At 59.8% G+C, this 26,959-nt stretch carries 20 protein-coding genes and 4 pseudogenes; 14 read left to right on the top strand and 10 right to left on the bottom strand.

Going from position 1 to position 26,959, the window contains the following annotated elements:
• The first annotated feature begins 7 nt into the window (after nucleotides 1-7).
• The 5 genes and pseudogenes from AB4N33_RS11150 to AB4N33_RS11130 all read left to right on the top strand — a co-directional run bounded on the left by AB4N33_RS11150 (nucleotide 8) and on the right by AB4N33_RS11130 (nucleotide 8,462).
• A pseudogene (locus AB4N33_RS11150) lies at nucleotides 8-1,455 on the top strand (sensor histidine kinase).
• 188 nt (nucleotides 1,456-1,643) lie between these two features.
• Nucleotides 1,644-4,445 (top strand): multicopper oxidase domain-containing protein, encoded by a 2,802-nt coding sequence (locus AB4N33_RS11145; protein ID WP_476457297.1) that lies wholly within the window; start codon nucleotides 1,644-1,646, stop codon nucleotides 4,443-4,445.
• A complete protein-coding gene (locus AB4N33_RS11140) occupies nucleotides 4,442-5,473 on the top strand; it encodes an SCO family protein (protein WP_476457296.1) in 1,032 nt (343 codons plus the stop codon). Before AB4N33_RS11145 ends, AB4N33_RS11140 begins: the two co-directional genes overlap by 4 nt.
• A gap of 102 nt (nucleotides 5,474-5,575) precedes the next feature.
• Nucleotides 5,576-7,066 (top strand): sensor histidine kinase, encoded by a 1,491-nt coding sequence (locus AB4N33_RS11135; RefSeq protein WP_476457295.1) that lies wholly within the window; start codon nucleotides 5,576-5,578, stop codon nucleotides 7,064-7,066.
• Entirely contained in the window at nucleotides 7,035-8,462 is a 1,428-nt protein-coding gene (locus AB4N33_RS11130; RefSeq protein WP_476457294.1) for a sigma-54-dependent transcriptional regulator, read from the top strand. Before AB4N33_RS11135 ends, AB4N33_RS11130 begins: the two co-directional genes overlap by 32 nt.
• Here AB4N33_RS11130 and AB4N33_RS11125 read toward each other — a convergent pair.
• On the bottom strand, nucleotides 8,453-8,842 hold the full coding sequence (locus AB4N33_RS11125; RefSeq protein WP_460126493.1) for a hypothetical protein: 390 nt from the start codon (nucleotides 8,840-8,842) through the stop codon (nucleotides 8,453-8,455). The two genes, AB4N33_RS11130 and AB4N33_RS11125, sit on opposite strands and share 10 nt — an antisense overlap.
• 170 nt (nucleotides 8,843-9,012) lie before the next feature.
• On the opposite strand from AB4N33_RS11125, the gene AB4N33_RS11120 reads away from it, so the two are divergent.
• Entirely contained in the window at nucleotides 9,013-9,849 is an 837-nt protein-coding gene (locus tag AB4N33_RS11120) for a class I SAM-dependent methyltransferase (protein ID WP_476457293.1), read from the top strand.
• Here the strand turns inward: AB4N33_RS11120 and AB4N33_RS11115 are convergent.
• Nucleotides 9,838-10,146, bottom strand: coding sequence for an addiction module antidote protein (locus AB4N33_RS11115; RefSeq protein WP_460126489.1), 309 nt, complete (start codon nucleotides 10,144-10,146; stop codon nucleotides 9,838-9,840). The genes AB4N33_RS11120 and AB4N33_RS11115 overlap by 12 nt on opposite strands.
• On the bottom strand, nucleotides 10,143-10,442 hold the full coding sequence (locus AB4N33_RS11110) for a type II toxin-antitoxin system RelE/ParE family toxin (RefSeq protein WP_476457292.1): 300 nt from the start codon (nucleotides 10,440-10,442) through the stop codon (nucleotides 10,143-10,145). Before AB4N33_RS11110 ends, AB4N33_RS11115 begins: the two co-directional genes overlap by 4 nt.
• Nucleotides 10,443-10,725: 283 nt before the next feature.
• Here AB4N33_RS11110 and AB4N33_RS11105 point away from each other — a divergent pair, with 283 nt between their 5' ends.
• From AB4N33_RS11105 to AB4N33_RS11080, 6 genes and pseudogenes are all read left to right on the top strand, one after another.
• A complete protein-coding gene (locus AB4N33_RS11105) occupies nucleotides 10,726-11,394 on the top strand; it encodes an ABC transporter ATP-binding protein (RefSeq protein WP_476457291.1) in 669 nt (222 codons plus the stop codon).
• Nucleotide 11,395: 1 nt separating this feature from the next.
• The gene (locus tag AB4N33_RS11100; protein WP_476457290.1) at nucleotides 11,396-13,867 is read left to right on the top strand and encodes an ABC transporter permease; all 2,472 of its coding nucleotides are present in this window, start codon (nucleotides 11,396-11,398) and stop codon (nucleotides 13,865-13,867) included.
• Nucleotides 13,857-14,926: pseudogene (locus AB4N33_RS11095) on the top strand (lipocalin-like domain-containing protein). Before AB4N33_RS11100 ends, AB4N33_RS11095 begins: the two are co-directional and overlap by 11 nt.
• A 61-nt stretch (nucleotides 14,927-14,987) precedes the next feature.
• Nucleotides 14,988-15,230, top strand: a complete 243-nt coding sequence (locus tag AB4N33_RS11090) for a hypothetical protein (RefSeq protein ID WP_460126482.1) — start codon at nucleotides 14,988-14,990, stop codon at nucleotides 15,228-15,230.
• Nucleotides 15,231-15,241: 11 nt separating this feature from the next.
• Entirely contained in the window at nucleotides 15,242-15,415 is a 174-nt protein-coding gene (locus AB4N33_RS11085; protein ID WP_476457289.1) for a hypothetical protein, read from the top strand.
• A gap of 640 nt (nucleotides 15,416-16,055) precedes the next feature.
• Nucleotides 16,056-16,732: pseudogene (locus AB4N33_RS11080) on the top strand (type 1 glutamine amidotransferase domain-containing protein).
• A 47-nt stretch (nucleotides 16,733-16,779) separates the two neighbouring features.
• Here AB4N33_RS11080 and hglS read toward each other — a convergent pair.
• From hglS to AB4N33_RS11050, 6 genes and pseudogenes are all read right to left on the bottom strand, one after another.
• Nucleotides 16,780-18,165 carry a 2-oxoadipate dioxygenase/decarboxylase HglS gene (gene hglS, locus AB4N33_RS11075; RefSeq protein ID WP_476457288.1) on the bottom strand — a complete coding sequence of 462 codons (1,386 nt, stop codon included), beginning with the start codon at nucleotides 18,163-18,165 and terminating at the stop codon, nucleotides 16,780-16,782.
• Nucleotides 18,166-18,275: 110 nt separating this feature from the next.
• The gene (locus tag AB4N33_RS11070; RefSeq protein WP_460126477.1) at nucleotides 18,276-19,232 is read right to left on the bottom strand and encodes an alpha/beta fold hydrolase; all 957 of its coding nucleotides are present in this window, start codon (nucleotides 19,230-19,232) and stop codon (nucleotides 18,276-18,278) included.
• A gap of 22 nt (nucleotides 19,233-19,254) precedes the next feature.
• Nucleotides 19,255-20,709, bottom strand: a complete 1,455-nt coding sequence (locus AB4N33_RS11065) for a flavin-containing monooxygenase (RefSeq protein WP_476457287.1) — start codon at nucleotides 20,707-20,709, stop codon at nucleotides 19,255-19,257.
• Between the two features lie 226 nt (nucleotides 20,710-20,935).
• Complete coding sequence (locus AB4N33_RS11060; RefSeq protein ID WP_460126473.1) at nucleotides 20,936-21,805, bottom strand: isocitrate lyase/PEP mutase family protein; 870 nt, start codon at nucleotides 21,803-21,805, stop codon at nucleotides 20,936-20,938.
• 151 nt (nucleotides 21,806-21,956) lie between these two features.
• Nucleotides 21,957-22,990 (bottom strand): annotated as a pseudogene (gene astA / locus AB4N33_RS11055) (arginine N-succinyltransferase).
• Between the two features lie 55 nt (nucleotides 22,991-23,045).
• On the bottom strand, nucleotides 23,046-24,062 hold the full coding sequence (locus AB4N33_RS11050; RefSeq protein ID WP_460126469.1) for an arginine N-succinyltransferase: 1,017 nt from the start codon (nucleotides 24,060-24,062) through the stop codon (nucleotides 23,046-23,048).
• A 535-nt stretch (nucleotides 24,063-24,597) separates the two neighbouring features.
• Between AB4N33_RS11050 and AB4N33_RS11045 the strand changes: the two genes are divergently transcribed.
• Complete coding sequence (locus tag AB4N33_RS11045; RefSeq protein WP_476457286.1) at nucleotides 24,598-25,173, top strand: histidine phosphatase family protein; 576 nt, start codon at nucleotides 24,598-24,600, stop codon at nucleotides 25,171-25,173.
• A complete protein-coding gene (gene cobF, locus AB4N33_RS11040; RefSeq protein ID WP_476457285.1) occupies nucleotides 25,170-25,925 on the top strand; it encodes a precorrin-6A synthase (deacetylating) in 756 nt (251 codons plus the stop codon). Before AB4N33_RS11045 ends, cobF begins: the two co-directional genes overlap by 4 nt.
• On the opposite strand, the gene ftrA is transcribed toward cobF, so the two are convergent.
• The gene (ftrA, locus tag AB4N33_RS11035; protein ID WP_476457284.1) at nucleotides 25,894-26,883 is read right to left on the bottom strand and encodes a transcriptional regulator FtrA; all 990 of its coding nucleotides are present in this window, start codon (nucleotides 26,881-26,883) and stop codon (nucleotides 25,894-25,896) included. The genes cobF and ftrA overlap by 32 nt on opposite strands.
• Nucleotides 26,884-26,959 lie beyond the last annotated feature (76 nt).

The following is a 26,959-nucleotide window of genomic DNA, read 5'->3' as shown; positions in this document are numbered from 1 at the left end:
AGTGCCCATGAACATGCCAACACAAACCCTTCAGAATCAGGAGGGCGACGTCCTTCTGCGCTCGCGCAAGCAGCCATTCAATCTGTTGCGCTGGTTCTCGCTGATCAGCATGGCGGTGATCGGCACCGTGGCGATTGCGTTGGGCGCGGTCTCCACCAAGTTCGTGATTACCGAAAGTATTCAGCGCGATGCGTTGCTCACCTCGCAGTTCATCCAGGCGATTGCCTCGGCGGAGGTGCGCCACGTCTCGATCCCCCATGTGCGCACCATGGGCGACTTGCTCGACCCACGCCAGGATCGCAACTATCCTGAAATCGACCCCTTGGCCCGCGCCGATGCCCGGGGCGAATTCCTCGATCATGTCGCCCACTTGCCCGACGTGATCCTGGCCAACATCTACGCCCCCGATCGCATGGTGATCTGGTCGACCAACCCGGCGCTGATGGGCACCACCATCGAAGCCGATGAAGACCTGGACCACGCCTTCGAATTCAAGACACCGGTGTCCGCCAGTTACCACGATGTCGACAAGGCGCGTATGGAGCAGAAGTTCACTTCACCCCTGAATACATCTTCATCGAGAATTACATTCCACTGTTCGACGCCGAGGGCAAAACCGTCACGGCGATGGTCGAGATCTACAAGGAACCCAAGGACCTGATCGAACGCATGCAGCGCGGACTGGTGCTGATCTGGCTGGCGACAGCGCTGGGGGGCGGGTTGATTTACTTGGGGTTGTACTGGATCGTGCGACGCGCAGCGATGCAACTGGCGGCACAACAAAAGCAACTGATTACCAACGAAACCTTCGTGGCCCTGGGCGAGATGTCATCGGCGGTGGCCCATAGTTTGCGTAATCCCCTGGCGACCATCCGCTCGAGCGCCGAGCTGGCACTGGAGTTCGACAGCGGGCCGGCGCACAAGAACATCAATGACATCATTGGCCAGGTCGACCGCATGTCGAAGTGGGTGCGCGAACTGCTGCAATCCCTGCGTCCTTTGCACGATGAACCGGAGCCCGTGAACCTGGTGGCCGTCTTGCAAGAAAGCCTCAAGGCGTTCGATCAGCAAATCGCCAGGGCTGGCGTGAACGTGGTGTTCGAGCCGCAGCAAATGCCAATGGTGGTGAGCCAGCCGATGCAGTTGGCGCAGATCCTCAACAGCCTGATCGCCAATGCACTCGAAGCGATGGACAAGGGCGGGACGCTAACCGTTACCCTGGAATCGAGACATCCCCGCCGTGTGAAAGTCGCCCTTCGCGACACCGGTAAGGGTATGAGCGAGGAGCAGCGCAAAATGGCCTTCCGCCCGTTTTTCACCACCAAGCAGGGCGGGCTCGGCGTTGGGCTGGTGCTGGTCAAGCGGATCATGGAGCGCTGCGGCGGTTCGGTCAGATTGGAAAGCCGTGAAGGCGAGGGCACGTGTGTCCGTCTGTCGTTCAAGCGCTTTCCCTGAACATGGGGATGAACTTTCCCCGGTAGCGGGTGTCATTCCCCACCCCCGATCGGCACCGGTATGGCACATTGATGCTGATAAGCCATTGTTTTGCGGGGTGTTAACACTTTCGTATTAAGTTGTTACAAATTTGGCCGATTCCTTGCAAAACCACCAGTACCCCCTTCATGACTTCGAGGCGGCTGGTGATGAACACGAAAGCCCGTTATCCCTTCAAATGGCTCCTGACGCCTTTGAGCGTTGTCCTCACAATGACGCTGGGCACGGCGCCGCTGCGCGCCAGCCCGATCGATGACGAGCGACAGCCAGAACCGACAGACCCTTCGGCGTACTACGACGAACCGGCAGACGAGCCCGCGGCTCTAAACGCCATCCTGACCATGCCGGAGGCCAACGAAGACTCCTTCGATCTGCCCGATGGCGTCAAAGGCAGCCGCGACACCACGCGCCAGGAAAACATCCTGCCGCCGACGGTGCAGACCAGTTTCAACTATCCCACCAACGGGAAGCCCAGCCCGTTGTTCGGCGCGTTGCCTTTCACTCAGCAACTGGTGCTGTTCGAGGAGTTCGGACCGGAGAAACTCGACCCCACCACACCGTCGGCGCCGTTGCCATTCCCCGCAGCGGCCATCGGCCCGTTGCCGCAACAGGACCCCACCAGCGTTGCCCGCAGCGCACCGCCCAGCGCCGCTCTCGATGCCTTCATGCGCCAACCGGGGCTGACACCATTCCCCAGCCAGTTCTCCAATGTGGTGGATCGCAACCCGTGGCAGGCGCAGATCGAGTACTTCCTCAACCGCCGCATCGGCTCCTCGGCCGAAGGTCGTCCACCAGGAAAGGGCTGGTCGCATCAACGCTGGAACGAGTTCTACCCGCAAACAGCCTACAAGACCGTACAGACCGGGATCAGGACCAACACCGGCTGGCGTGACAGTCATCAGATGCATGGTTACGCCGTGGGGGAGTTCGGCCCTGGTGGCCTCTATCACAACGTCGCCGGCATCCCCGCCACGGACGGCACCGCCAAGGGTGTCGAAGCGCGGATTCACCCGAACATGCCGGTGCAAAATCACAACTCGGTGTGGACCTTCGACGGCACCTTGCCGCCCAAACTGTTGATGGTGCGCTATGGCCAACCGGTGCTGATGCGTCACTACAATGGCTTGCCCATCGACCCCTCGGCCAACATGGGCTTTGGCCTGCACACCATCAGCACTCATGAACACAACGGCCACGCCCCCGCGGAAAGCGACGGGTATGCCAACGCGTTCTTTTTTCCGGGCCAGTATTACGACTATCGCTGGCCGATCCAGCTGGCCGGTTACGACAGCATCAACACCAAGGCCGAAGACCCCCGCGCGGCGTTCCCCTGTGCGCCAGGTGAAACCCTGTGGACCAACGACCTGACCCCCAGCCTCAAGACCTGCGACCACGGCACCATCAAGATCCGTGGCGACTGGCGCGAGACCATGAGCACCCACTGGTTCCACGACCACATGCTCGATTTCACCGCGCAGAATGTCTACAAGGGCAACGCGGCGATGATGAACTACTACAGCGCCCTGGATCGTGGCAACGAATCGGTCAACGACGGTGTCAACCTGCGCCTGCCCAGCGGCAGCGCCTTGCCGTGGGGCAATCGCGACTACGACATCAATCTGCTGTTCGCCGACAAGGCGTGGGATCAGAGCGGCCAATTGTGGTTCAACCCGTTCAACACCGACGGGTTCCTCGGTGACGAGGTGCTGGTCAACTGGCAGTGGAAACCGACCCTGGATGTGCGCGCCCGCAGTTATCGGTTCCGCATCCTCAATGGTTCAGTGTCACGTTATTTCAAGCTGGCGCTGGTGCGTGAGATCAAGGGCAGCAGTGGCGAATTCCAGGGACCGAAAAACTCCGGTGTGTCCTACGCCCGCGTGCCGTTCCACATGATTGCCAACGACGGCAACATCATGGAACACGCCGTCCCGTTCGATGGCAGCATGGATCTGGACGCCGACGGCGATAAGCAGAATCACAACGCGATCCTGCCGACCCAAGGCATCGCCGAGCGCTTTGACATCATCGTCAACTTCGCGAAAAACGGTATCAAGCCTGGAGACAAACTGTTCTTCGTCAACCTGCAAGCCCACGACGATGGCAAGGGTCCCAAAGACGTGATCCCGTTGGCCGACCTGCTCTCCGAGAAATATCTGGCGGTGACCAAGCAAACCAGCAAGGGACCGCAGTGGGACAGGGGCGACCCGGCCGTCGGCAAGGTGCTGCAACTCAACGTCAAGGCCTACACCGGCCAGGACCTGGCCATGGACCCGGCGGCCTATGAACCGGCCAAGCCCGGCAAGGCCGAAGGCCTGGTGATGATTCCGCTGAAAATCCATCGCGACAACGTCGCCGACAAGCAATTGCTGGCCAACGCACGCCACCGTACCTTCACCTTCGGCCGCTCCGACGGCACCGATGAAGCGCCATGGACAGTCAAGACCGATGGCGGGTTCGGCTTTCACATGGACCCTCGTCGGCTGAACACCGCCACCAAGCTGGCCAGCGGTCCGACCGATGCAGGCGTTGCGGGTTTCGGCACCCTTGAGGTCTGGAACATCAAGGCCGGCGGGACAGGCTGGAGCCACCCGGTGCATGTGCATTTCGAGGAGGGCATCATCCTCAGCCGTGGCGGCAAGGCTCCACCGGAATGGGAAAAATGGGCGCGCAAGGACGTGTACCGCATTGGCTCGGAAAAAGACGGCCTGGACAGCGTCGAGATGGCGATCAATTTCCGCGAATTCGCCGGGACCTACATGGAGCATTGTCACAACACCCAGCATGAGGACAACTCGATGCTGCTGCGCTGGGACATTGAGAAGCCGGGGCAATTCCAGTTGATGCCAACACCGCTGCCGAGCTGGGATGGCGTGCGCTACGTCAACTCCGCTGCGCTGCCAACCTTCCGCAATGGCGATGGCTTCGGCCCGCAAGTACAGGTGAAAAAATGAACCGGGCCGGCGCCGACAGCGCGCTGCCGACGCCGCGCTCCCGCGCCCTGGGCATGCACCTGATTCTGGTGCTGGTCACCTGCCTGCTCGCCGCCAGGGCGTTGGTCGCCCATGACGGCGTGCTGGCGCCGCCGGAATCGACGACCCCCTGGGGCGGCAACTACTTTCCCAACACCCTGCTGACCGACCAGGACGGTCGGCAGGTGCGTTTTTTCGATGACCTGATCAAAGACAAAGTGGTGGTGATCAATTTCATCTTCACCTCATGCAGTGATTCATGTCCACTGGAGACGGCGCGCTTGCGCCAGGTGCAAAAGTTGCTGGGAGATCGAGTGGGCAAGGACATTTTCTTCTACTCGATCAGCATCGACCCGTTGAGCGATACCCCCGAGGTGCTCAAGGCCTATGCGCAACGCTTCAAGGTCGGGCCGGGCTGGCAGTTCCTCACCGGCGAGTTCGAGGCCGTCACCGACTTGCGCAAAAAACTGGGGTTGTTTATCGAGGGCGTCGACAACGGTCGCAACAAGGACCACAACCTGAGCCTGATCGTCGGCAACCAGCAAACCGGGCGCTGGATGAAGGCCTCGCCGTTTGAGAATCCGTGGATTCTCGCCGATCAACTGGCCAACACCTTGCAAAACTGGAAGCAGGCCAGCTCGGAAGAGAGTTACGTCAATGCTCCCGAAATCCGCGCGCCAAGCAACGGTGAAGAATTGTTTCGTACGCGTTGTGCGTCGTGCCACAGCCTCGGCCCGCAGGACGGACAAGGCATCGGTATGCGTAACATCGGCCCGGACCTGGTCGGCGTGACCCGTCAGCGTGAGCTGGCCTGGCTCAACCGCTGGATACGTGAACCGGACCGCATGCTCGCCGACAAGGACCCGATCGCCACGCAGCTTTTCGAACGGTTCGACCGGGTCCCGATGCCCAACCTGCGCCTGGATGAACAGTCGGCGCAGTCCATTATCGAGTTCCTGCAGGAGGAAACCGAGCGCCAGCAACCGTTGCAGGCGGCTCAGGTGCAATAGCGGCGAAATACAATCATAGAGGCCGTCGGTTTCGATCAATGCCACCTACACTGATCCGAAGCACCACGGGAAATGCCTTACGTCTCGGTCAGGATTCCTTTCATGCAGATACTCGAACAGCCACAAGTACCTGCGTTGCCGCCAGCCGAAAAAGGCATTGGCTTACGGGAGCAATTCAACCTTTTGCGCTGGTTTTCCCTGGGGAGCTTCCTGATCATCGCCGGTGTGGCGCTGGCGCTGGGCTACATTTCCACGCGCTTTGTGGTGGAGGAGAGCATCGAGCGTGATTCCATGCTGACGGCGCAATTCGTCCAGGCCATTGGTGCGGCGGAGATCCGGCATGCGTCGATTTCCCCCACTCGAACCATTGGTGAAATGCTCGACCCGCGCCAGGACGACGACGATCCGGACCTCACCGCCCAGGCCCGCGCTTCTTCGCGTGCCGAATTCCTCGATCACGTCGAGCACCTGCCAGACCTGCTGTTGGCTACGGTCTATGCCCTTGACCGCACGGTGGTCTGGTCAACCAACCCGGAGCTGATCGGAGAGCGGATCGAGCACGACGAGGAGCTCGATGAATCCTTCGAAATGAGGGAGCTGGTGTCCACCAGTTACCACGAGATTGATGAAGAGCGCCCCGAGCAACGCCTGCTACGGGAGCCTGAATACCTGTTCATCGAGAACTACATCCCGATGTTCAATGCCGACAGGAGCAAAGTGATCGCCATGGTGGAAATCTACAAGGAGCCGGCGGATCTGGTGGCGAGCATCCAGCGCGGTTTCAAGACGATCTGGTTCGCCACTCTGTTCGGTGGAGCTGCCATCTACCTCGGCCTGTTCTGGATCGTGTGGCGTGCGGCGAAGCTGCTGGAGAGCCAGCAGAAGCAGTTGATCAGCAACGAAACCTTCGTCGCTTTGGGTGAAATGTCATCAGCCGTGGCCCATAGCCTGCGCAACCCTCTGGCCAACATCCGCTCCAGCGCCGAACTGGCCCAGGAAATCGCCAGTCACGGGGCGCAGAAAAACATTGGCGACATCATCAATCAGGTCGATCGCATGTCGCGCTGGGTGCGTGAGCTGCTGGTGTCGTTGCGACCGGTGAAGGACGATGAGGAAAAGGTGGACCTGGTGGCCGCGATTGACGACACCCTGAGTGCCTTCGAACCCTTGATCCGGCGCTGCGGTGTGGAAGTGCGCTTCACACCGATGGCCTGCACGCCGGTCGTCAGCCAACAGGTGCTGCTGACGCAAATACTCAATAGCCTGTTCGCCAACGCCCTAGAGGCCATGCCCAAGGGCGGCGTGCTGAGCATCGACATCGAATCGCAACACCCTGGCCATTTGCGCATGACCCTGAGCGACACCGGCAAGGGCATGAGTCGTCAGCAGCAACAAATGGTCTTCAAGCCGTTTTTTACCACCAAACAAGGTGGCCTGGGCGTCGGTCTGGCCCTGGTTAAAAGAATAATGGAGCGTTTTGAAGGTTCGGTCGAACTGACCAGCCAAGAGCAGGAAGGAACCCGCGTCAGTCTTCATTTTAAAGTGGCAACGGGAGAGGATCATGGAGCACAGCATTCTACTGGTCGAGGATGACGAACTCCTCGCGGAGAATATACAGACGTACCTCGAGCGTAAGGATTTCGAGGTGACGGTTTGCCACTCGGCTGAAGAGGCGCTGGAAAAAATGCACACGTTTGCCCCGGACGTGGTGCTCACCGACAATTCGCTGCCGGGCATGAGCGGTCACGATCTGATCCAGAAGCTGCGCGTGCGTGCGCCCGACCTCAAAGTGATCATGATGACCGGCTACGGCAACGTCGAAGATGCCGTGGTGGCGATGAAAGAGGGCGCCTTCCACTACGTCACCAAACCGGTGGCGCTGCCCGAACTGAAGTTGATGCTGGACAAGGCCCTCGCCACCGAGCGGATGGAGCGCACGTTGTCGTTCTACCAGGAGCGCGAAGCACAGAAGTCGGGGGTGCAGGCGTTGATCGGCGAATCGGCACCCATGCAGCACCTGAAAAACACCATCGGTCAGTTGCTCGACGCCGAGCGCCGTATGACCAGCGGTGATTTACCTCCCGTGCTCGTTGAAGGCGAGACCGGCACAGGCAAGGAACTGGTGGCCCGCGCCCTGCATTTCGACGGGCCGCGCAGCAAGGGGCCCTTCATTGAGTTCAACTGCGCATCGATACCCTCCAATTTGCTCGAGTCCGAGCTGTTCGGTCATGAGAAGGGCGCGTTCACCGACGCCAAGGACCGTCGCACCGGGTTGGTGGAGGCCGCCGATGGCGGCACGTTGTTTCTCGATGAAGTGGGGGAAATGGACCTGCTGTTGCAAGCCAAGCTGCTCAAGCTGCTGGAGGACCGTACCATTCGCCGGGTGGGCTCGGTCAAGGAGCGCAAGGTCGACTTGCGGGTCATCAGCGCGACCAACTGCAACCTCGAGCAGATGGTCCAGCAGGGCAAATTCCGCCGCGACCTGTTCTTCCGTTTACGTATCATCTCGATCAAGGTGCCGCGCCTGTATGACCGTGGCGAAGACATCCTGTTGCTGGCCCGGCATTTCCTCGCCATGCACGGCAAACGCTATGGTAAATCCAACCTGCATTTCAGTGATCAGGCCGAAGAGCTGATGCTCAACTACAGCTGGCCAGGCAATGTGCGCGAACTGCGCAACATGCTCGAGCAAACCGTATTGCTCGCACCGAACGACACCATTGCCGCGCACCAGTTGAACGTGTGCCTGAGCCTGGTGGATGAGCCGCTGGTGATGCCGGAAATGCCTCACAGCGAGCCGCGCCCGATGTACAACGGCAGCGAGTCGATGAACCTGCCGGAAGTGGAGCGAGACATGGTGCGCAAGATGCTCGACAAGACCGACTGGAATGTCACCAAATCGGCCCGCCTGTTGGGCTTGAGTCGTGACATGCTGCGTTACCGCATCGAAAAACTCGGCCTCGCACGCCCCGACAAGCGTCAGTGGTAAACCGCCGTCGCCTTCTGGCTGAGGCAGGCCAGGAGGCAGGTGGGATCGATGACTTCCTGGTTGACGTACACCCCGCGCTCGGCGTCATAGGTGCGAATGAACACGCGGACGGTGGCGTCCGCAATCGTCGGCAGGCGTGAGTCGGAAAACTCATGCTGACTGGAGATCGGGATGAAGTCCTGCGGCGCCGTCGGGATGTACGACCCTGGTGGCACCGTGCTCAGACTGGGCGGTGCAGGGTGGGCAAACGGCTGATCATCGCCGTAGTAATTGAACTCGCTGCTGTATTCGGACGTCGGCGTCAGGCTGTTGTCCGCGTGGGCGTTGAGGGTGACGGTGAGACAAAAGGCGAGCGCCAGCGTCAGTTCGGTGTATTTCATGGCTGCACCTGCGAATTCGGTTTTCCCGCATTTCCCCAAGGCCATTTACTATAGCTGCCGAGCGGGGGTGTTGCCGCTTTACAAGAATCCAACAAACAGCCAATGGGCTTATCGAAGGTGCTGATCTAGACTCGGGTCCGGCAAATAACTGCCGAAGTCTGGAGCGCGCAATGGAAATGCCGTCAAACCAATCCGTCATCGCCAGCAACCGCGATGCCTGGAACGATTCCGCCCGACACCACAAGGACAATCCTGAATGGCTGGCACTGTTGATGCAGGTGGCCGAGACTGATTTTTCCTGCCTCGATGACACCTTGCGCAATGTGCTGGAGCAGGTCGGAGTCGACGGCAAGGCCGTGGTGCAATTGGGCTGTAACAATGGTCGCGAAAGCCTTTCGCTCTTTGCGTTGGGTGCCCGCCATGTGGTGGGCGTTGACCAGTCCGCTGCGTTTCTCGATCAGGCCCGCGAGTTGGCCTCCCGCTCACCCCATGCACCGACGTTCATCGAAGCAGATATCCACCACCTGCCGGAAGAACTGCACGAGCGTTTCGACGTGGCCCTGATCACCATTGGCGTATTGAACTGGATGCCGGACATCGGCGAGTTCTTCCAACACGTCGCACGTACCCTCAAACCCGGTGGCGCACTGGTGGTGTACGAAACCCATCCGTTTCTGGAAATGTTCAACCCCGAGGCCGACGATCCTTTTCGCCCGGATTCCTCGTACTTTCGCCGCGAACCGTTCATGCAGGATCAGCCGATCGTCTACGAAGGCAAGGTCGAACAAGCGGCGGCGACGTCCTACTGGTTTGTTCACACCCTGGGCGATATCTTCACCGGCGCCATCGAGGCGGGCTTGCAGATCAGCCACTTCAAGGAATATCCGCATTCCAATCGCGAAGAGCTGTATGACCGTTATCAGCAACAGGCTGCACAGCTACCGATGTGTTTTAGCTGGGTGGCGTGCAGGAGTGAGCACGGGACGAGCGCAACTTCAGATCACTGAGTGATTTTCCAGGTGGCCTGGTTGTGCGCGCAAATCGATTCCAAGGGCATGGATGACCTTCAATACCGTGTCAAAACGAGGTTTGGCACCCGGTGCGAAAGCTTTGGTCAGGCTCTCGCTCTCCATGCCCGAATCCTTGGCAATCTGTGACATGCCCCGAGCCCTTACAACGTAGCCGATGGCCCTTAGAAACTCCTCGTTATCGCCGTCTGCCAGTACTTGGGACAAGTACTCGCTCATGGCTTCGTCGCTGTCGAGCAGCGCGACCATATTGAATGCAGTCGAAGTTTGGCTCATGGTTGGATCTCCCTTGCCAATTTTCTTGCCCGCTGGATGTCAGCGGCTTGCGATGACTTGTCACCCCCGGCAAGCAGTACAATGACAACGTTATCGCGCAAGGTGAAGTAGACCCGATAGCCGGCACCAGTGTCCACGCGCATTTCAGAAAGGCCGCAACCCAGCGACTTTACATCCCCAAGATTGCCCGCTGAGGCTCGTTCCAATCGACGAGCAATCGCAATTTTTGCTCGCAGATCACGGATAGAGGCGTGCCATGTCGCGAAAGTAGTGGTTTGCCGAACGATATAATCCATCCATCGACTGTATCCATCTGGATAGGTCTGAGCAGTCGGGCCGTTCGCTGACCTAGCGTGTGATTTTCCTGAAACTGTGTAGGGCTATCAGTTGTCCACATGGCAATCGCTGCAGTGGAACGCGCGATCTGGTAAATCCTCTTACGCCGGACCCTACAAGGGCGAGATTGTCTACCTAAGGCATTCCGGCAATAGGCAAAAACACGGTTAACCACCCAAAATACGCTCACCCAGCCTTCATCCCCCGTTACTCTGTCTCCATACTTTTTGCAGGTTTACTTCCATGCTCCAGGTCCAGGGCGTCTTCAAAAGCTATGCCACCGCACAAGGTCCGCTTCCGGTGTTGCTGGGGGTCGACCTGACGCTCACGCCTGGCAGCAGCCTGGCGTTGATGGGGGAGTCGGGGAGCGGCAAGAGCACCTTGCTGCACCTGATCGCCGGCCTCGACAAGGTCGATAGCGGCAGTATCCGCAGCGGCGAGTATCGGCTCGAGGAGATGAGCGAAGCGCATCTGGCCAACTGGCGGCGTACGGAAATCGGCCTGGTGTTTCAACAGTTCAACCTGATCGGCAGTTTGCGTGTAGAGGACAACCTGGCATTTCAGGCTCGCCTGGCGGGGCGTTTTGATGAGCGCTGGCAGGCGCACCTGGTCCAGCGATTGGGCTTGGCTGATGTATTGCGTCGTTATCCGGAGCAGCTGTCCGGCGGTCAACAGCAACGGGTGGCGTTGGGGCGTGCACTGGCCGCGCAACCTCGGTTGCTGTTGGCGGACGAACCCACCGGCAGCCTGGATGAAGCCACCAGCGATGAAGTGTTGAAGCTGTTGCTGGAATTGCTCGACGACAGCCCAACGACCTTGTTGATGGTCACCCATAGCCCGAGCGTGGCCGCGCGACTGGCGCAAAAGGTGGTTTTGCACCGCGGACGCCTGGTCGGCGCGGACGAGCGCTGAGGTGGGGATTTTTCGCCAGACATTACGGGCGTTGCTCAGCCATTGGCAACGCCATCCGGTGCAGTTGTGCAGTGTGCTGACCGGGCTTTGGCTAGCCACTGGCTTGCTGACGGGCGTGCAGGCGCTGAACAGCCAGGCGCGTGACAGTTACAGCCGGGCCAGCCAAATGATCGGCGGCGAACCCCAGGCCAGCCTGAGTGCGCCCGGTGGCGCGACGTTTTCCCAGGCCCTCTTTGTCGAGCTACGACGGATGGGGTGGCCGGTGTCCCCGGTTTTGCAGGGGCGGGTGACGCTCAAGGGCCATGAAGATCAACGCCTGCAACTGATGGGTATCGAGCCAGTGTCGTTGCCGGCCGGCTCTGCGGTAGCCGGGCAAACCCTGGCGATCGAGCGGATTGTCGAATTTTTCAGTGCACCGGGCGCCACCTGGATTTCGCCGCAGACCTTGCAGGCATTGGGTTTACGCGAAGGTGAGCAACCTGCCAGCGTCAGTGGTGCGCCTCTGCCGCCGCTGCAAGTAAAGAGTGACATGGCGCCCGGGATGTTGCTGGTGGACATCGGCTATGCCCAACAGATTCTCGGACTGCCGGATCAACTGTCACGATTGTTGTTGCCCAAGGATTTCACCGCCACCTTGCCGGATCAGTTCAAGGGGCAGTTACAGTTCAAGCGCAGCGGCGAGGAGAACAACCTCGCACGCCTGACCGAAAGCTTTCACCTGAACCTCGATGCCTTGGGCTTTCTCTCCTTTGTCGTCGGACTGTTCATTGTTCATGCCGCCATCGGACTGGCACTGGAGCAGCGCCGAGGACTGCTCAGGACCTTGCGCGCCTGCGGTGTCAGCGCACGTCGGCTGATCATTTGCCTGGCGTTCGAACTGGGCATTCTGGCGGTGATCGGCGGGATCGCCGGTGTGGTGACCGGCTACCTGCTGGCCAGTATCCTGTTACCCGACGTCGCAGCCAGCCTGCGCGGTCTGTATGGCGCCGAGGTGCCCGGTCAGTTGAGTCTTAGCCCGTGGTGGTGGCTCAGCGGAGTTGGCCTGAGCCTTTTCGGCGCTTTGCTGGCCGGTGCCAACAGTCTGTTGCGCGCGGCGCGCCTGCCCTTGCTGGCATTGGCTGATCCCCAGGCCTGGCATCAGGCCCATGCCCGGTGGTTGCGCCGCCAGGGTGTGGTAGCGGCACTTGCCGGGGTGATTGCAGTGCTCGCATGGGGTTTTGGCGACAGCCTTGCCAGTGGTTTCGTGCTGTTGGCGGCCTTGCTGATCGGCGCCGCGCTGGCGCTGCCGGTCGTGCTCAATACGCTGCTGAACCTATTGTTGCAGCGCCGCCGTTCCGTGCTCGGTCAGTGGTTTCTCGCCGATTGTCGCCAGCAATTGCCGGCCCTCAGCCTGGCGTTGATGGCGCTGCTGTTGGCACTGGCGGCGAACATCGGCGCAGGCAGCATGACTGCCGGTTTCCGTCAGACCTTTGGCGACTGGCTGGAACAACGATTGACCGCTGAGTTGTACGTGAACCCGCAAAACCCGGCACAGGCCACTGACATGTATGCCTGGCTCAAGCAGCAGCCAACGCTCACGGCGGTATTGCCCAACTGGCAGGTGTCGATCCAGTTGCAAGGCTGGCCGGCGGATGTGTTCGGCGTGATCGACCACCCCACCTATCGCCAGCACTGGCCGTTGCTCGAAGCGACGGGCGATGACGCCTGGGAACAACTGGCCAGGAGCGACGCGCTGATGCTCAGCGAACAACTGGCCCGACGGTTGAACGTACGGCTGGGCGATCACCTCACGCTGCCCACGCCGACGGGCTCGTGGTCGCCGCGTGTTGTCGGGATCTATGCGGACTACGGCAACCCGAAGGGGCATGTTCTGGTCAACGCCGACCACTTGCTGCGCGGCTGGCCGCAACTGACGCCGAGTCGCTTCAACCTGCGCATCGAGCCCGTACGGGTCCCGGGGTTTCTGAACAGCCTGCAGACCCGTTTCGCCCTGGATGACAGTCGCATCGTCGAACAGGCGCGGCTCAAGGACTGGTCCACCCAGGTGTTTGAACGCACCTTTGCCGCCACCGCAGCCCTGAACAGCCTGACCCTCGGCGTCGCCGGCGTGGCGCTGTTCATCAGCCTGCTGACCCAGAGTCAGAGCCGTCTTGGACAACTCGCGCCGTTGTGGGCGCTGGGGGTAACACGTCGACAGTTGATGTTGCTCAATCTCGGGCAGACTTGGCTCCTGGCCGTACTGACGCTGGTGCTGGCGCTGCCGCTGGGTATCGCGCTGGCGTGGTGCCTGGACACGGTCATCAACGTGCAGGCCTTCGGCTGGCGACTGCCATTGCGCGTTTTCCCGCTGCAACTGGCGCAGTTGATGGGGTTGGCGCTGCTCGCCACCTTGCTGGCGTCGGCTTGGCCGCTTTACTCGCTTTACCGCACACAACCGGCGGACCTGCTGAGGACGTTTGCCCATGAGGATTAAACGCGCGGCCTTGTGGTTGCTGGTGCTGCTGGTCAGCGGTTGCGACAACCCGTCGCCGGATGAAAAAGGTTTCGCCGGTCTCGGCGGCGAGGCGGCTGCCTTCACAGCAGTAGTGCCCGGTCGGGCGTTCAGCTTTCCAGCGGATCACGGTCCCCATGATGGTTTTCGCATCGAGTGGTGGTACGTCACCGCGAACCTCAAGGACGATCAAGGTCAGGAATTCGGCGTGCAATGGACACTGTTTCGCAGCGCGCTGAAGGCCGCGCCCGAAGTGCCGGGTTGGGGTAACCAGACGATCTGGCTGGGGCACGCAGCGGTGACTTCGGCAACGGCGCACCACGCCGCCGAACGTTATGCCCGCGGCGGCGTGGGCCAGGCCGGGGTGAGCATCCAACCATTCAATGCCTGGATAGATGATTGGCGTTTCAGCAGCCAGGATCCCGTTGCGCTGGATGATCTGCAACTCAGTGCCCGGGACAAGGGATTCGACTACACCCTGCAACTCACGGCTACTCACGCGCCAGTCTTGCAGGGCGACAAGGGCTTCAGTCAGAAGTCCGAACAGGGCCAGGCGTCGTACTACTACAGTCAGCCTTTTTTCAGGCCCGAGGCACCCTGCAAATCGACGGCAAGACTTATCAGGTCAGCGGTCCTGCGTGGTTGGATCGCGAGTGGAGCAGCCAACCACTGACGGCCAACCAGAGCGGTTGGGATTGGTTTTCCCTGCACCTGGAGAGCGGCGAGCAGGTGATGCTCTACCGGATGCGCCAGCACAATGGCGAGCCATACCTCACCGGTACCTGGATCGACGCACAGGGGCACACGCAGTCGTTGCACGCCGCTGACATCAGCCTCGCACCGCTGGAAGTCAAAAAGGTCGCCGGGCGCTCAATGCCTGTGCGTTGGTCAATCCGGATTCCCGGCAAGCAACTCGACATCACCACGACGGCGCTCAACCCCGACGCGTGGATGGATCTTCGAATTCCCTACTGGGAAGGTCCCGTACGCCTGGGCGGTAGCCATGCAGGGCAGGGTTACCTGGAGATGACCGGTTATTGAGGTGGAACTCTCGGTGGCGTTACACCCTCCTAATTGAACCCGCCACTTCATCGGAGCCGTCATGAGCGACGACCTCAAGTTGCCCGATCTGGATGCATGGCAGCGCCTGTTCGATGACCAGGCCTACTGGCAACAATCCCCGGATGCCCATTACACCGAGCTGCTGCGCTTGGCGGATGATCTGTTGGGTCAAGGCGCCATTGACCTCGAACAGTGGCAGACCCTGAGGAGCAGGGCCGAGGACTCCCACAAGGACTCACCTGGCGTGAACGTCAGTCAGGAAGTCGATGACCCCGAAGCCTGAGGAGAATATCCATGAACGATCGATCTACTGACACCTTCAAGCACCCAGACGAACCGCGTCCGCCCGGTGAGGTCGAGCGCGACAATGATGCCCTGCGCCCTACCGATCCGACCCGACGCAAGGAAAGCGGCAAGGGGACCGCCAGTGGTGAATCCACTGCGCAGGAAACCGCCAATAATCGTTGATCGCGGAATTCAAAAGTCGAGTGTTGGCTCTATAATTCTTATTTATTTTTGTACATCTTTCGTACAAGTCTAAATCGGATTATGGTCGCACTGGTGAGTTTAAGGAGTGTATGTAAATCAATTTTTTGATGACATTTAATTAATGCTCGATAAATTTGATGTTATTGGCGCGCACATCGCCATCAAGTTCCATTAGACTACACGCCGTTCGCCCAGTGGCGGGGCTCTTTACCGGTGCATGGATTGCCAAGGCCATTACACTGGGCGAACACCTTCAATGACTGTCTCTGACGAGAGTACGTCTCGCTGATGGCGCATGTCCGCAATTGACAATCATATTGCGCAATATGTTGCGCAATATGTATTGAACACCTCCTTCGTAAATTCGATCATTTGCTCTATTTTTGCGAAGTTACATTCTGTTTCTTATTACTGTTTCAGTGCCAATAATTGAGTGCTGTGGACTATTTATGCGGCTCCCGCCAGTCATGAGAACCTGAAGTGTTGCCAATCAAAAGTTCCCCAAAGATCTTGCGATAATTGAATTGCAGTGCTTCCAAGTGCGAGCCACTGCAACGAACTGCGCTGCCTGGTGGTCGAATCCAGCGGCAAACACATTCCCGAATTCAAGGAGCGCGACATGAAAATCCTGATGGTTTTGACGTCTCACGATCAATTGGGTGACACGGGTAAGAAAACCGGTTTCTGGCTGGAGGAGTTCGCCGCACCGTATTTTGCCTTCAAGGACGCCGGTGCACAGTTGACGCTGGTATCGCCCAAGGGGGGCAACCGCCGCTGGACCCCAAAAGCGACGAGCCCGACGCACAGACCGCTGCCACAGACCGTTTCCGCAAGGACTCCACCGCCCAGACCGCGTTGGCCTCCACCGCGCTGCTGAGCAGCGTGCGGGCGGAGGATTATGATGCGGTGTTCTATCCAGGTGGCCATGGCCCGCTGTGGGATCTGGCCGAAGACAAGAATTCGATCGCGCTGATCGAAACCTTGTACAAGGCCGGTAAACCGATTGCGATGGTCTGTCACGCGCCGGGCGTATTACGTCATGTGAAGGGCGCAGGCGGCCAGCCGTTGGTCAAGGGCAAGCGGGTGACGGGGTTCACCAACTCCGAAGAAGAAGCGGTGCAACTGACCCATGTGGTGCCGTTCCTGGTGGAAGACATGCTCAAGGAGAAAGGTGGGAATTACTCCAAGGCTGAGGACTGGGCGAGTTATGTGGTCGAAGATGGGTTGTTGCTCACCGGGCAGAATCCGGCGTCATCCGAGGCCACGGCGCAGGCGTTGCTGGCAAAACTGAAATAAACCCGAACCTGAAGGGGCGAGCACGCTCGCTCCTCCAGGGGGACGCGTCAGGGTTTCATGTTCAGGGTGGCAAAACACTCTTCGATCGATCGTCGCTGCGTCTCGGCATACAGCTGCAGCTCATCGAGGGTTGCCCGACCCAGCGCCCGTTCGAAGGCTTGCTGGTTGGAGTGTTGGTCATAGTGGACTTGCGCCGCATCCCCCAGGTTCGACTGGAAGATACCTGCCGCACTCACAGGCAGGAAGTCTTCGTATACCAGCGGTTCCGCCCTGACGTAATCATTGCTCAGCAACGCTTGCAACGACAGCGGTCGGCGCTCCCCTGATGCCAGGCCTTTGTCCGTGACCACGTAACGGAAGTACGCCAGTTCCTGCTGGCGCATGTCATCCAGGGTGTCAGGGAATTCGCCAAAGTGTTGCGTCATCAGCGCGTTGTAGCGTGCGGCATTGCCTTCGTTGGGGAAGTCATTGAGTTCATCGCGGGCAGCGTTGAGCAAGCGGTCGTAAAGCGCCCGACCTTTCGGGGTGAGGGCGGCGCCACGCTGTTCGATTTCGCCGAAACGGGCACTGTGGCTGCCGTGGCTGTCGGGTTGGTCAGTGAATGACACGGGTTCATCCAGCGCCTTGAAGCTGGTCTGGCGCAGCAGGATAGGGCATTGGCGGCGGGGTGGGCCTTCGATCACCGCCTTGGGCGTGATGCCATGCGCCGGCATCTGTGCCTGAACGATGTCGATGTCCAGCGTGCGGGGCGTCAGGTGGTTGATGTGCGGGCCCTTGAACGCCACCACGTCGGCAATCAGGCGATGCTGGGCGCTGAGTTGGCGATACTGTTCGGCGGTCACGGTGGCGCTGTGGTGCCAACGGAAGGTTTCCAGTGCCTGTTGGACAAACGCCTCGGCCTCCGGCTCGGTCAGGCCGCCCTGGGACTGTGCGCGGTCGATCAGGGTGAGCGCCATCGGTGTGAAAATCGAGCGTTTATCCAGCACCGACTGGGCAAAGCTGCGCAGGTCCGGATTCTCGATCAACTCCAGGCGCAGGAGCGAGGTAAACACCCGGAACGGGCTGACCTGCAACGCGTCTTCGTGCACGGCGCGAAATGCTGTGGAATGCACCGGCACGCCGGCCGGGGTGAGGTCGTAATAACCAACGGGTTCCATACCCATGACCGCGAACAAACGGGCGAGGGTGGCCAGCTCCGCCGCTGTGCCAACGCGGATGGCGCCATGGCGCTCCATGTCCAGGCGCTGGATTTCGCCGGTGCTGTCCAATTGCCGGGCAATCTGCGGATCGCTGTCCAGCACATGACGGTTGGTCTTTTCCACCAGCTCCATGAGCGCACCGTAAAGCGGGACTTCTTTGCGGTACATGTCGGACATCGCTTTGGAGAAGCGTTGGCGGATCAGGTCAGGGCTGACAAAGTTTGGGTGGCTCATGCACAAATTCCAGGCGCGGTGACGGGAAGGTTGTGAGCAAAGATCGCAGCCTTGCACGACACCGGCAAACGAAGAATCTTATGGACTTCATTCTGCAAAGGACTGATTAGCTAGTGCATGCGCTGATCCTGCGGGCTCTCCTGGCGCTGGGATGCCAAAAACTCCCGATACAACCGGGCTGAACCTGCCGGTGCCTCAACCATCGGCATATGCCCGATGCCTTCCCAGATTTCCACCCGCAGGTCCTCGATGCCTTTGCTCCAGATGGCGACGCTGCTGACGTCGATCAGGCGATCCTTGCGGCCCCACAGCAACAGCGCCGGGCACTTGATCTGGGCCAGCTTCGGCTCCATGGGGGGGCTGGCGCGGAAATCCCGGAAGATTTCTTCCAGTTCATCCCGAGACTGTTCGTATCTTTGTGCAATGGCGTCCAGCACCACGCCGGGCACCCACGGCGGTTCTGCCATGGTCATGGCGTAAAAGTACCGAAATTCTTCCCGGGAGTTGATCAGGAACGGATTGTGGCCCTTGGCCAAATGGCGCTCCAGATCGCTGGCTTCAGGTGCCGTCACGCCCGCCGGGTCGATCAGGGCGACCGAGGCTATACGCTCCGGATAGGTCGCCGCGAGCCAGGCCGCCATGTAGCCACCCATCGAGTTACCGATGACGTGCACCTTTTCGACGCCGCAGACGTCGAGCAGCTGGATCATCCGTTTCGCCTGCAATGGAATGTCATAACCGCCGCCTTCCTTGAATCCGGTTTCCCCGTGCCCGGCGATATCCGGAATGATCACGCGGTAACTGCCGACGAAATGCCGAGCGAAGCGCAACCAGATGTTCTTGTCGGCGCTGTAGCCATGCAACATCAGCACACTGCTCGAGGCTTCATAGGGGCCACCCTGCCAAGTCGAAACAGTCATTTCTGCGATCGGCACGACAATCTTGTGCAGCCGATACAATTTCGCTTCGGCCGCCATGTTCAGGTCATAGAGCCAGTAACCGATGGCTGGGTAGCTCAACCAGCTCCAGGCGATGAAAACCGCAATGACGACAACCAACAAAAGCATCAGGCGTCTCCCTTCTCTCTGATCAAGACAGAATGTGATCGGCGGGTTTCAGCGCCCGGGTCAATTGGTGGTAGCTGAAACTGAACCCGGGGAACATGGCGATCACATGCCCACTCTTGCTTTGATACCAACTGTGGCAGCCTCCGGACTTCCACACCGTGCGTTCCATTTCCCTGTGGATCATTTCAGTGTAGGTACGTTCTGCCTCAGGGCGAACTTCAATGCAGCGCAAACCCTGTTTTTTCAGGGTACGAATGCAATCGAGGATGTAGTTCATCTGCGATTCGATGATGAACAGTGCTGAGGTATGGCCAATGCCGGTGTTGGGGCCGGTGACGATAAACAGGTTGGGGAAGTCTGGCAGGCTGGTGCCGAGGTAGGCGCGGGGGTAGGTCGCCCAGAAATCTCGCAATTGCTTGCCGTTTTTTCCGCTGACCGGGTAGGAAATCACTCCGTCGGTAGCGTCGTAACCGGTGGACCAGACAATCAGGTCCACGTCGATGTGCTGCCCGTCCAGGGTGTTGATGCCGGTTTCGTCAATGGAAGAGATGCCTTGTTCGCGGCAGTGCAGTGTGACATTGGGGCGAGCGAGGGCCGGGTAGAGCGTGCTGGAGACGATGACTCGCTTGCAGCCAATCGCGTAGTCCGGTGTCAATTTGCGACGCAATTGCGGGTCAGGCACTTGCCGCTTGAGGAAGCGCAGCGCGTGGAGCTGGACCAGACGGATAGCCTGCTTTGAATACTTGAAGGCAATCACGCGGGTTTCGAACTGCCAGTAGATCATCCAGCGCAGCAATTTGTACGCCGGTTTCAGGCCCAGCAGCCAACGTTGTACAGGCCCGAAGGCGCGGTCAGCCCGTGGCAGCACCCAATGGGGCGAGCGTTGGAACACATGTAAATGCGCGACATTCGGGGCAATCGCGGGAATCACTTGGGCGGCGCTGGCACCGCTGCCGACGATGGCGACGCGTTTTTGCCGATAGTCGTAGGTGTGATCCCAGTTATTGGTATGAAACGTCTTACCCTGGAAGCGCTCCATGCCCTCGAAGTGCGGGATCACGGGCTGGCTCAACGGCCCCGTGGCGTTGATCAGGAACTGCGCATGAAAGGTGCCCTTGCCCGCTGTGTGCACCGTCCAGCGTCGGGCTACATCGTCCCATTCGACGTGAATGACGTTGGCATTCAGTTCGACCTTGTCCCGCAGGCCAAAGTGCTCCACCACATGCTGGGTGTAGCGATGCAGCTCTGCCTGCCCGGCGAACATCTGTGTCCAGCGATAGGGCGCGAAGGACAGTGAATAGAGTGGCGAAGGCACGTCCACGGCGGCGCCGGGGTACGTGTTCTGGCACCAGGTGCCGCCGAAGAAGTCACGTCGCTCAAGCAGGCGGAAATCATCGATACCGGCCTTGAGCAAATTGATCGCCGCGCACTGCCCACCAAAACCGCTGCCGATGATCAACACCTGGAAAGTCTGCATGGGCGTCCTTGTTAGGGTTACTTTTGTTTATCCCCCTTCATGTATAGCCAAACATTTCACAGGTGTGTCGCGGTGATTCATCCCCAGGCGCTTAAATCCCCCTGTACCTGTAGGAGCGAGCATGCTCGCGATGGTCGTCAACGATGACGCGGGTATCTGACACCCAACGGCGTTCTGGAGACCATCGCGAGCAAGCTCGCTCCTACAGGATAGGGAGCGTGCAGGGTTATTCCTTCACGCTCATGAATTCTTCCGCGTAACGGATGTATTCCTCGGGCTGCGTGTAAGTGTGGGTCAGTTCCGTCGCGCTCAGGTCCGAGGCCTGGGTGAAGATTTGGCGTTGTTCGCGCAAGCTGTCATAGGTCGCCTTGATGGCCGCGAAGTAAGCACCGTGCCCGTCGATCACGACACGTACGCCCAGTTCCGCGAGGCGATCATCGTCGCGCAGCAGCGGATTGCCGTACGTCACCAGCATCAGCGGCACGCTCAGGTGCTCGGCGATCTGCTCCAGGTGATCGAAATCACGGACGCCGACCATGCAGATGCCGTCTGCACCGGCTTTTTGATACTGCCGGGTACGGCTGATGACTTCCTGCACCGGCAGGATACCGGCGTTGGTGCGAGCAACGATGGCCATTTCGGTGTCGACCCGTGCTTCCAGGGCAGCGCGGATCTTGCCGACGCCTTCGGCGACGCCGATCAAGTCCGTGGATTTTCGGCCAAATTGCGCTGGTAGCAGCGTGTCCTCGATGGTCAGGGCGGCGACGCCGGCGCGTTCCAGTTCGACGATGGTGCGCATGACGTTAAGCGCGTTGCCGTAGCCGTGGTCGGCGTCCGCGATGAATGGCAATTGAGCGACGCGACCGATGCGGGTGGCCTGCTCGGCGAATTCGCTGAGGGTGATCAGGGCGAAGTCGGGGGCGCCCAGCACCTGCAAAGAGGCGACCGAACCACCGAGGATCCCGACCTCAAAGCCCAGGTCTGCGGCGATGCGTGCCGACATCGGATCGAAGACCGACGCTGTGTGATAGCACTTGTTGGAAGCGAACAGTTCACGGAAGTTGCGGCGCAAATCTTGATGGGAAAGCCTGGACATATAAGTTCCACCAATACAAAGGAATGGAAAGGCTTGAGCAAGAGTGTCAACGCCGAAGACGCAAAAGGCTATCACGCCACGGGGGAAATTATGATGACCAATTTGTCGGACTTTTCATTTTGAAGCCCCGGATGCAGGAAGATCAGGCCATTCAGGCGGCAACCGCTCGCGCCTGGTGGCAGAGCAGCGGCACCGCGCGAACCGAGTCACCCGGCTGCAACTGCAGGCGTTTGGCGGTAAGTCTATCGACCATCAGACTGTTGCCCACCCGCTTTGCGGGAGCCGTGGTAATGCGGCAGTTTTCCAACCGGCGATTGTGGATCAGCCAGACGGGTGCATGGTCGTCCGGCGTGCCGATTGCCAGCACAAGCGCCTGGCTGTCCCGTACGCTGCGGATCTTCGCCAGGGGCGCCTCGATGACGGGACCGGCATCGAAGATATCGACATAGCCTTCGTGAGTGAAGCCTTCATCGGTGAGGATTTTCATCGCCGGCTCGGTGTTGGGGTGGGCCTTGCCGATGACCGCCTGGGCCTGTTCGGTGAGCAGGCAGGTGTAAAGTGGCTGGCGTGGCATCAGCTCGGCGATGGAAGCCTTGCTGCCCAGCCTCGACAATTGATGGGCGTGGTTGAAGTCCATTTTGAAGAAGTGCCGACCCAGGCTGTCCCAGAAGGGAGAGCAGCCTTGCTCATCGGCTCGGCCGCGCAGCTCGGCAATAAGCTTTTCACCGAACAGTTCGGCAAATTCCGCCACGAACAACAAACGCCCCAGGGACAGCAACCTTCCGTTGCTGCCTCGACGTTGATCAGGGCGCAGGAACAACGAACGGACTTCCGATTGGCCGGTCATTTCGTTGTTCAGGAACAATGTCGGGATCTGTCGCTGGATGCCCAGATCAGGGGAGGATCGGACGGTCATCCCGACCCGATAGTTGTACCAGGGTTCGCGCAAGCCAATGGCTCCCGTCAGGGCGCTGATGCCGACGACCTGCTGATCGTCGTCCTCGAGCACGAACAGGTAATCGGCGTCGGCCCGTTCGATCTGTCCGGCGAAGGCCCTTGTGTCCAGCGCAGGCGGTGGGCCAGGCGTTCCTCGTCGGCGGGCAGGGCGGCCAGCACAGGTACGGCTTGCCGAGCCAGTGTCAACAAGGCGGCGAGGTCTGTGATTCGCGCGGGGCGGACGATCATGGAGCCCTTCCTTCCATTGGCTGCCGCGAGCATCGAACCTCTGTCCGCAAGGCGCTCACAGGGCGATCACCCGCACCAGGCTGCCGTCGGTCACCTTCAGGGCCGCGCACATCTCGCCATCCAGGGACACCGGTTGCCCGGCGTGGTAGTCCAGCTCGGCGACGATGGCACGAAAACCTTTCAACGATTCGTTACTGACCAGGTAGCGACCGCGTGCATCGATGCTGTCGTTGCGCAGGACGGTGTCGACCTTGCTCTGCGCAATCGAGCGGATATCGGCCAGACGTGCATGCAAGGTCGGGCCGCCGTCGAAGAGGTCGATGTAGCTGTTGGTCTCGAACCCCTCGCGCTCCAGGATATCGAAAGCGTCCTGGCCGTCGGGGTGAATACGACCGATGCAATCCTGTGCCGGCTGCGGGAGCATCGGTACGTAGATCGGATATTGCGGCATCAGTTCGGCCAGGAAGGTACGGCTTTCCAGCCCGCAAAGACGCTCGGCTTCGGCGTAGGGCAGGTCGAAGAAGTGCTTGCCCACGGCGTCCCAGAAGGGCGACCGGCCTTCGGCGTCGCTGTAGCCGACAATCTCGGTGATGACTGCTTGCGCAAAGCGCTGCGGATGGGCGGCGATGAACATCAGGCGCGCCCGGGATAACAGTTCGGAGGCCGGTGAGCGCACCAGCGGCGCATCGATATGAAAACCACGCAACAGGGTGTGGCCGTTGAGGTCATGACACAACGACAGCGCCGGTACGCCATGCTCGATGTTCAGCTCCCGCGAGGCGCTGGTGAAGTGTCGGTTGCGCAGGCTATGGAACGGTTCGTCGAACCCGGCGGTGGCGAGGATTTCCGAACAGCCGGCCAGGTGTTGGTTTGTCAGGTCCTGCAGTACGAAAAAGTAGTTTTGCCCACCCGGAGACCGCACGTCCTGATCGAATGAGTTGCACGAATCAACGATCCGTTCGTGCAGGCGCTCGGCGTTGTCCGGCAGGGACGTCACGCCGATGAGGCTGTCGTGAGCCAGTCGTTGCAACTGGGGCAGGTCGGTTAACTCCACTGGGCGTATGACCAGCATGGATGCACTCCTGTATCAATGGGTTCGGCGCTGGGCACGAACCTGACTATCACTGTCGGTTTCCACGCATTGAGTCGGCGGTCGCTTTTTGGTCTTCAGGCGCCGCTCTTGTTTTTAATCAACTGAGGCAGTACTGCGTCTATGCCACTGTGGCCAGCACCGCATCGATCAGGATTATAGAGACGTTGGTTGGTGTTGCGGGGAGGGCATCCGGGCTCCTGCTGGATGAGGGGTTTGTTTACATTTCATAATCCGTTACAGCAGTATTTATTTAACCTGCGTCCCCTGTCTAGTGAATTTTTGCGAGGTTGTTTACCGCATTATCCAGGTATGAAATCCCCGTCAGTCTTGGGTTACGCGCCTGTCAGTCAGTCTTGTAGGCCCTCGCTGATAAGGCTGTCGGAGATCGCTGTTTTAATAGCTGGCAAGTGTACTTTCGAGATGAAACGATCGCCCTCGATCACCTTTCTTACGGCACAATCAGGCCTGTTCGAACGCTTCATGTCGTTGAGTTTCCTTAACCGAGTGATTTTCCGTGCAGTCGACCCGTTTGACTTTGTTGTGTCACGCAAGAACCGTCGCACAAAAATTAGCGTGTTTTCCTACGGATGAGCCGTTAGAGATGGATTGGCAGTCAGCGAGCGGCTGCTTGGGCGGCCAGTTCAAGGGCCGGCTGCGTCTTTTCTGCGCCCCGGAACTGCGTACGCGACAAACCGCCGTGTTATGCGGCAGCGGTGCGGTGATTGTCGAGGCGCTGCAAGACTGCAATTTTGGCCGTTGGAAAGGTGCACGGATCAGCGATCTGCAAAGCGCCGAACCCGAGGCGCTGCAGGCCTGGCTCGATGACCCGCACGCGACGCCCCACGGCGGCGAGTCGGTGGCGCAACTCGGTGAGCGGGTAGGGGCATGGCTGGCGACACTGGAAGCCACGCCGGGCCATATCGTTGCCGTGACGCATCCCTTTGTCATTCGTGCTGCCTTGACTCAGGTGTTGCAGAGTCCAGCTTTCAATCACATCGATGTTGAGCCTCTGTCCGCCATCGACTTGCGGTTCAACGGGCGTTGGCGCCTGCGTTTGCCAGGGGCTGACCTTGAGGGTTCGCGTTCATGAAAAAACTGATGGTCATCGGTATCGGCGCCGGCAACCCTGACTACATCACGATGCAGGCCGTGAAGGCGCTCAATCGAGTGGATGTGTTTTTTCTCATGGACAAGGGGCAGAGCAAGGACACACTCATCGACCTGCGCCGCGAGATTTGCGAAACCTACATCAGCGATCATACCTACCGGTTTGTTGAAGCCCACAGTCCGGAACGTGAGCACGGCGATGTGGACTACAAGGCGAGTGTGGAGGATCTGAACCTGGCAAAGCAGCGCACCTTCGAGCGGCTGATCAGTGAAGAACTCTCTGACGACCAGTGCGGCGGCTTCCTGGTGTGGGGTGATCCGGCGCTATACGACAGCACCATCCGGATCCTGCGCGCGATCCTGGCGTCGGGGCGATGCACGTTTGAGTTCGACGTGATTCCAGGCATCACCAGCGTCCAGGCGCTTGCGGCGCAACACAAGGTGCCGCTGAACAGTATTGGTCGTTCGATCGAAATCATCACGGGTCGACGGTTGGCAGCCGGGCAAGTGAGCGACGCCGACAGCCTGGTGGTGATGCTCGATGCGCAGGATTCCTACCAGCAGGTGGTGGATCGGGATACGGAAATCTATTGGGGGGCCTACCTGGGCACACCGGATGAAATTCTCATCAACGGTAAGCTCGAGGACGTGGCGGATGAAATCGAGCGGGTACGCAAGGCGGCGAGAGCGGCCCATGGATGGATCATGGATACCTATCTGTTGCGCAAGCCTTGACCCCACGCCCGAATCGCTCCCGGTATGTTGAAGGAGGCACGCCTACCACCGTGCGAAACGCCACCCGGAAACTCTCCACCGAGCGATAACCGCACTGCTGCGCAATCTGGTCAGTGTTTTGGTGGGTGCTTTCCAGCAACTCCCGTGCCCGTGCCAGGCGTTCGTGCTGTAACCAGACTTTAGGCGCAAGGCCGGTGGCCTCGGTGAAACGGCGCAGGAAGGTTCTTTCGCTCATCGCTGCTTCGCTGGCCAGCTCGCGCACTTGCAACGGAACGTGCAAGCGCTCTCGCGCCCACTGCATGACGCGTGATAGGTCGCTGCGCGGTGTAGGGCTGACGGGTGTCGGAATGAATTGCGCTTGGCCACCGGTGCGTTGCGGCGACATCACCAGCCGGCGGGCCACGGAGTTGGCCACTTGTGTACCGAAATCCCGTGTGACCAGGTGCAGGCAGGCATCGATGCCGGCGGCGCTGCCTGCCGAGGTGATCAATTGGCCGGAGTCGACGTAGAGCACGTCAGGGTCGACCAGAATATTCGGGTATCGCTCGGCCAGTTCCGTGGTGTAGCGCCAGTGGGTGGTGGCGCTGCGGCCGTCGAGCAGGCCGGTCGCCGCCAGCACAAATACTCCGGAGCAGATCGAGAGCAACCGTGCACCACGCCCATGGGCCTGACGCAGGGCGACGATCAAGCGATCAGGCACCGCAGCGTTGCGATCGCGCCAACCGGGAATGATGATGGTCCGGGCATCCGCGAGCAGCTCCAGGCCGCCATCGGCCAGCACCTGAATACCGCCCATCGCGCGCATAGGGCCCTCGTCAACTGCGGCAATGCGGTGTTCGTACCAAGGGAAATCGAACTCCGGCCGCGCCAGGCCGAAGATCTCCACGGCGATACCGAACTCGAAGGTGCAAAGGCCGTCGTACGCCAAAATGGCGACCAATCCAGGGGTGGGATGCATTTGGCGTAAAATTCCCGGTAGCTGTCTTGTGCGCCACTTTAGCGGCAAGTGGCGTGCGGATAAAGTCCGCTCATCC

This window comes from Pseudomonas sp. S1_E05, from assembly GCF_056337105.1.
Note: the sequence above shows the minus strand (reverse complement) of the source record. Positions and strands in the feature narration are given on the sequence as shown.

What these genes read in the sequence shown, in the direction of transcription:
- AB4N33_RS11145 (WP_476457297.1), top strand. Translation starts at nt 1,644, where the DNA reads ATGAACACGAAAGCCCGTTATCCCTTCAAATGGCTCCTGACGCCTTTG.
- AB4N33_RS11140 (WP_476457296.1), top strand. Translation starts at nt 4,442, where the DNA reads ATGAACCGGGCCGGCGCCGACAGCGCGCTGCCGACGCCGCGCTCCCGC.
- AB4N33_RS11135 (WP_476457295.1), top strand. Translation starts at nt 5,576, where the DNA reads ATGCAGATACTCGAACAGCCACAAGTACCTGCGTTGCCGCCAGCCGAA.
- AB4N33_RS11130 (WP_476457294.1), top strand. Translation starts at nt 7,035, where the DNA reads ATGGAGCACAGCATTCTACTGGTCGAGGATGACGAACTCCTCGCGGAG.
- AB4N33_RS11125 (WP_460126493.1), bottom strand. Translation starts at nt 8,842, where the DNA reads ATGAAATACACCGAACTGACGCTGGCGCTCGCCTTTTGTCTCACCGTC.
- AB4N33_RS11120 (WP_476457293.1), top strand. Translation starts at nt 9,013, where the DNA reads ATGGAAATGCCGTCAAACCAATCCGTCATCGCCAGCAACCGCGATGCC.
- AB4N33_RS11115 (WP_460126489.1), bottom strand. Translation starts at nt 10,146, where the DNA reads ATGAGCCAAACTTCGACTGCATTCAATATGGTCGCGCTGCTCGACAGC.
- AB4N33_RS11110 (WP_476457292.1), bottom strand. Translation starts at nt 10,442, where the DNA reads ATGGATTATATCGTTCGGCAAACCACTACTTTCGCGACATGGCACGCC.
- AB4N33_RS11105 (WP_476457291.1), top strand. Translation starts at nt 10,726, where the DNA reads ATGCTCCAGGTCCAGGGCGTCTTCAAAAGCTATGCCACCGCACAAGGT.
- AB4N33_RS11090 (WP_460126482.1), top strand. Translation starts at nt 14,988, where the DNA reads ATGAGCGACGACCTCAAGTTGCCCGATCTGGATGCATGGCAGCGCCTG.
- AB4N33_RS11085 (WP_476457289.1), top strand. Translation starts at nt 15,242, where the DNA reads ATGAACGATCGATCTACTGACACCTTCAAGCACCCAGACGAACCGCGT.
- hglS (WP_476457288.1), bottom strand. Translation starts at nt 18,165, where the DNA reads ATGAGCCACCCAAACTTTGTCAGCCCTGACCTGATCCGCCAACGCTTC.
- AB4N33_RS11070 (WP_460126477.1), bottom strand. Translation starts at nt 19,232, where the DNA reads ATGCTTTTGTTGGTTGTCGTCATTGCGGTTTTCATCGCCTGGAGCTGG.
- AB4N33_RS11065 (WP_476457287.1), bottom strand. Translation starts at nt 20,709, where the DNA reads ATGCAGACTTTCCAGGTGTTGATCATCGGCAGCGGTTTTGGTGGGCAG.
- AB4N33_RS11060 (WP_460126473.1), bottom strand. Translation starts at nt 21,805, where the DNA reads ATGTCCAGGCTTTCCCATCAAGATTTGCGCCGCAACTTCCGTGAACTG.
- AB4N33_RS11050 (WP_460126469.1), bottom strand. Translation starts at nt 24,062, where the DNA reads ATGCTGGTCATACGCCCAGTGGAGTTAACCGACCTGCCCCAGTTGCAA.
- cobF (WP_476457285.1), top strand. Translation starts at nt 25,170, where the DNA reads ATGAAAAAACTGATGGTCATCGGTATCGGCGCCGGCAACCCTGACTAC.
- ftrA (WP_476457284.1), bottom strand. Translation starts at nt 26,883, where the DNA reads ATGCATCCCACCCCTGGATTGGTCGCCATTTTGGCGTACGACGGCCTT.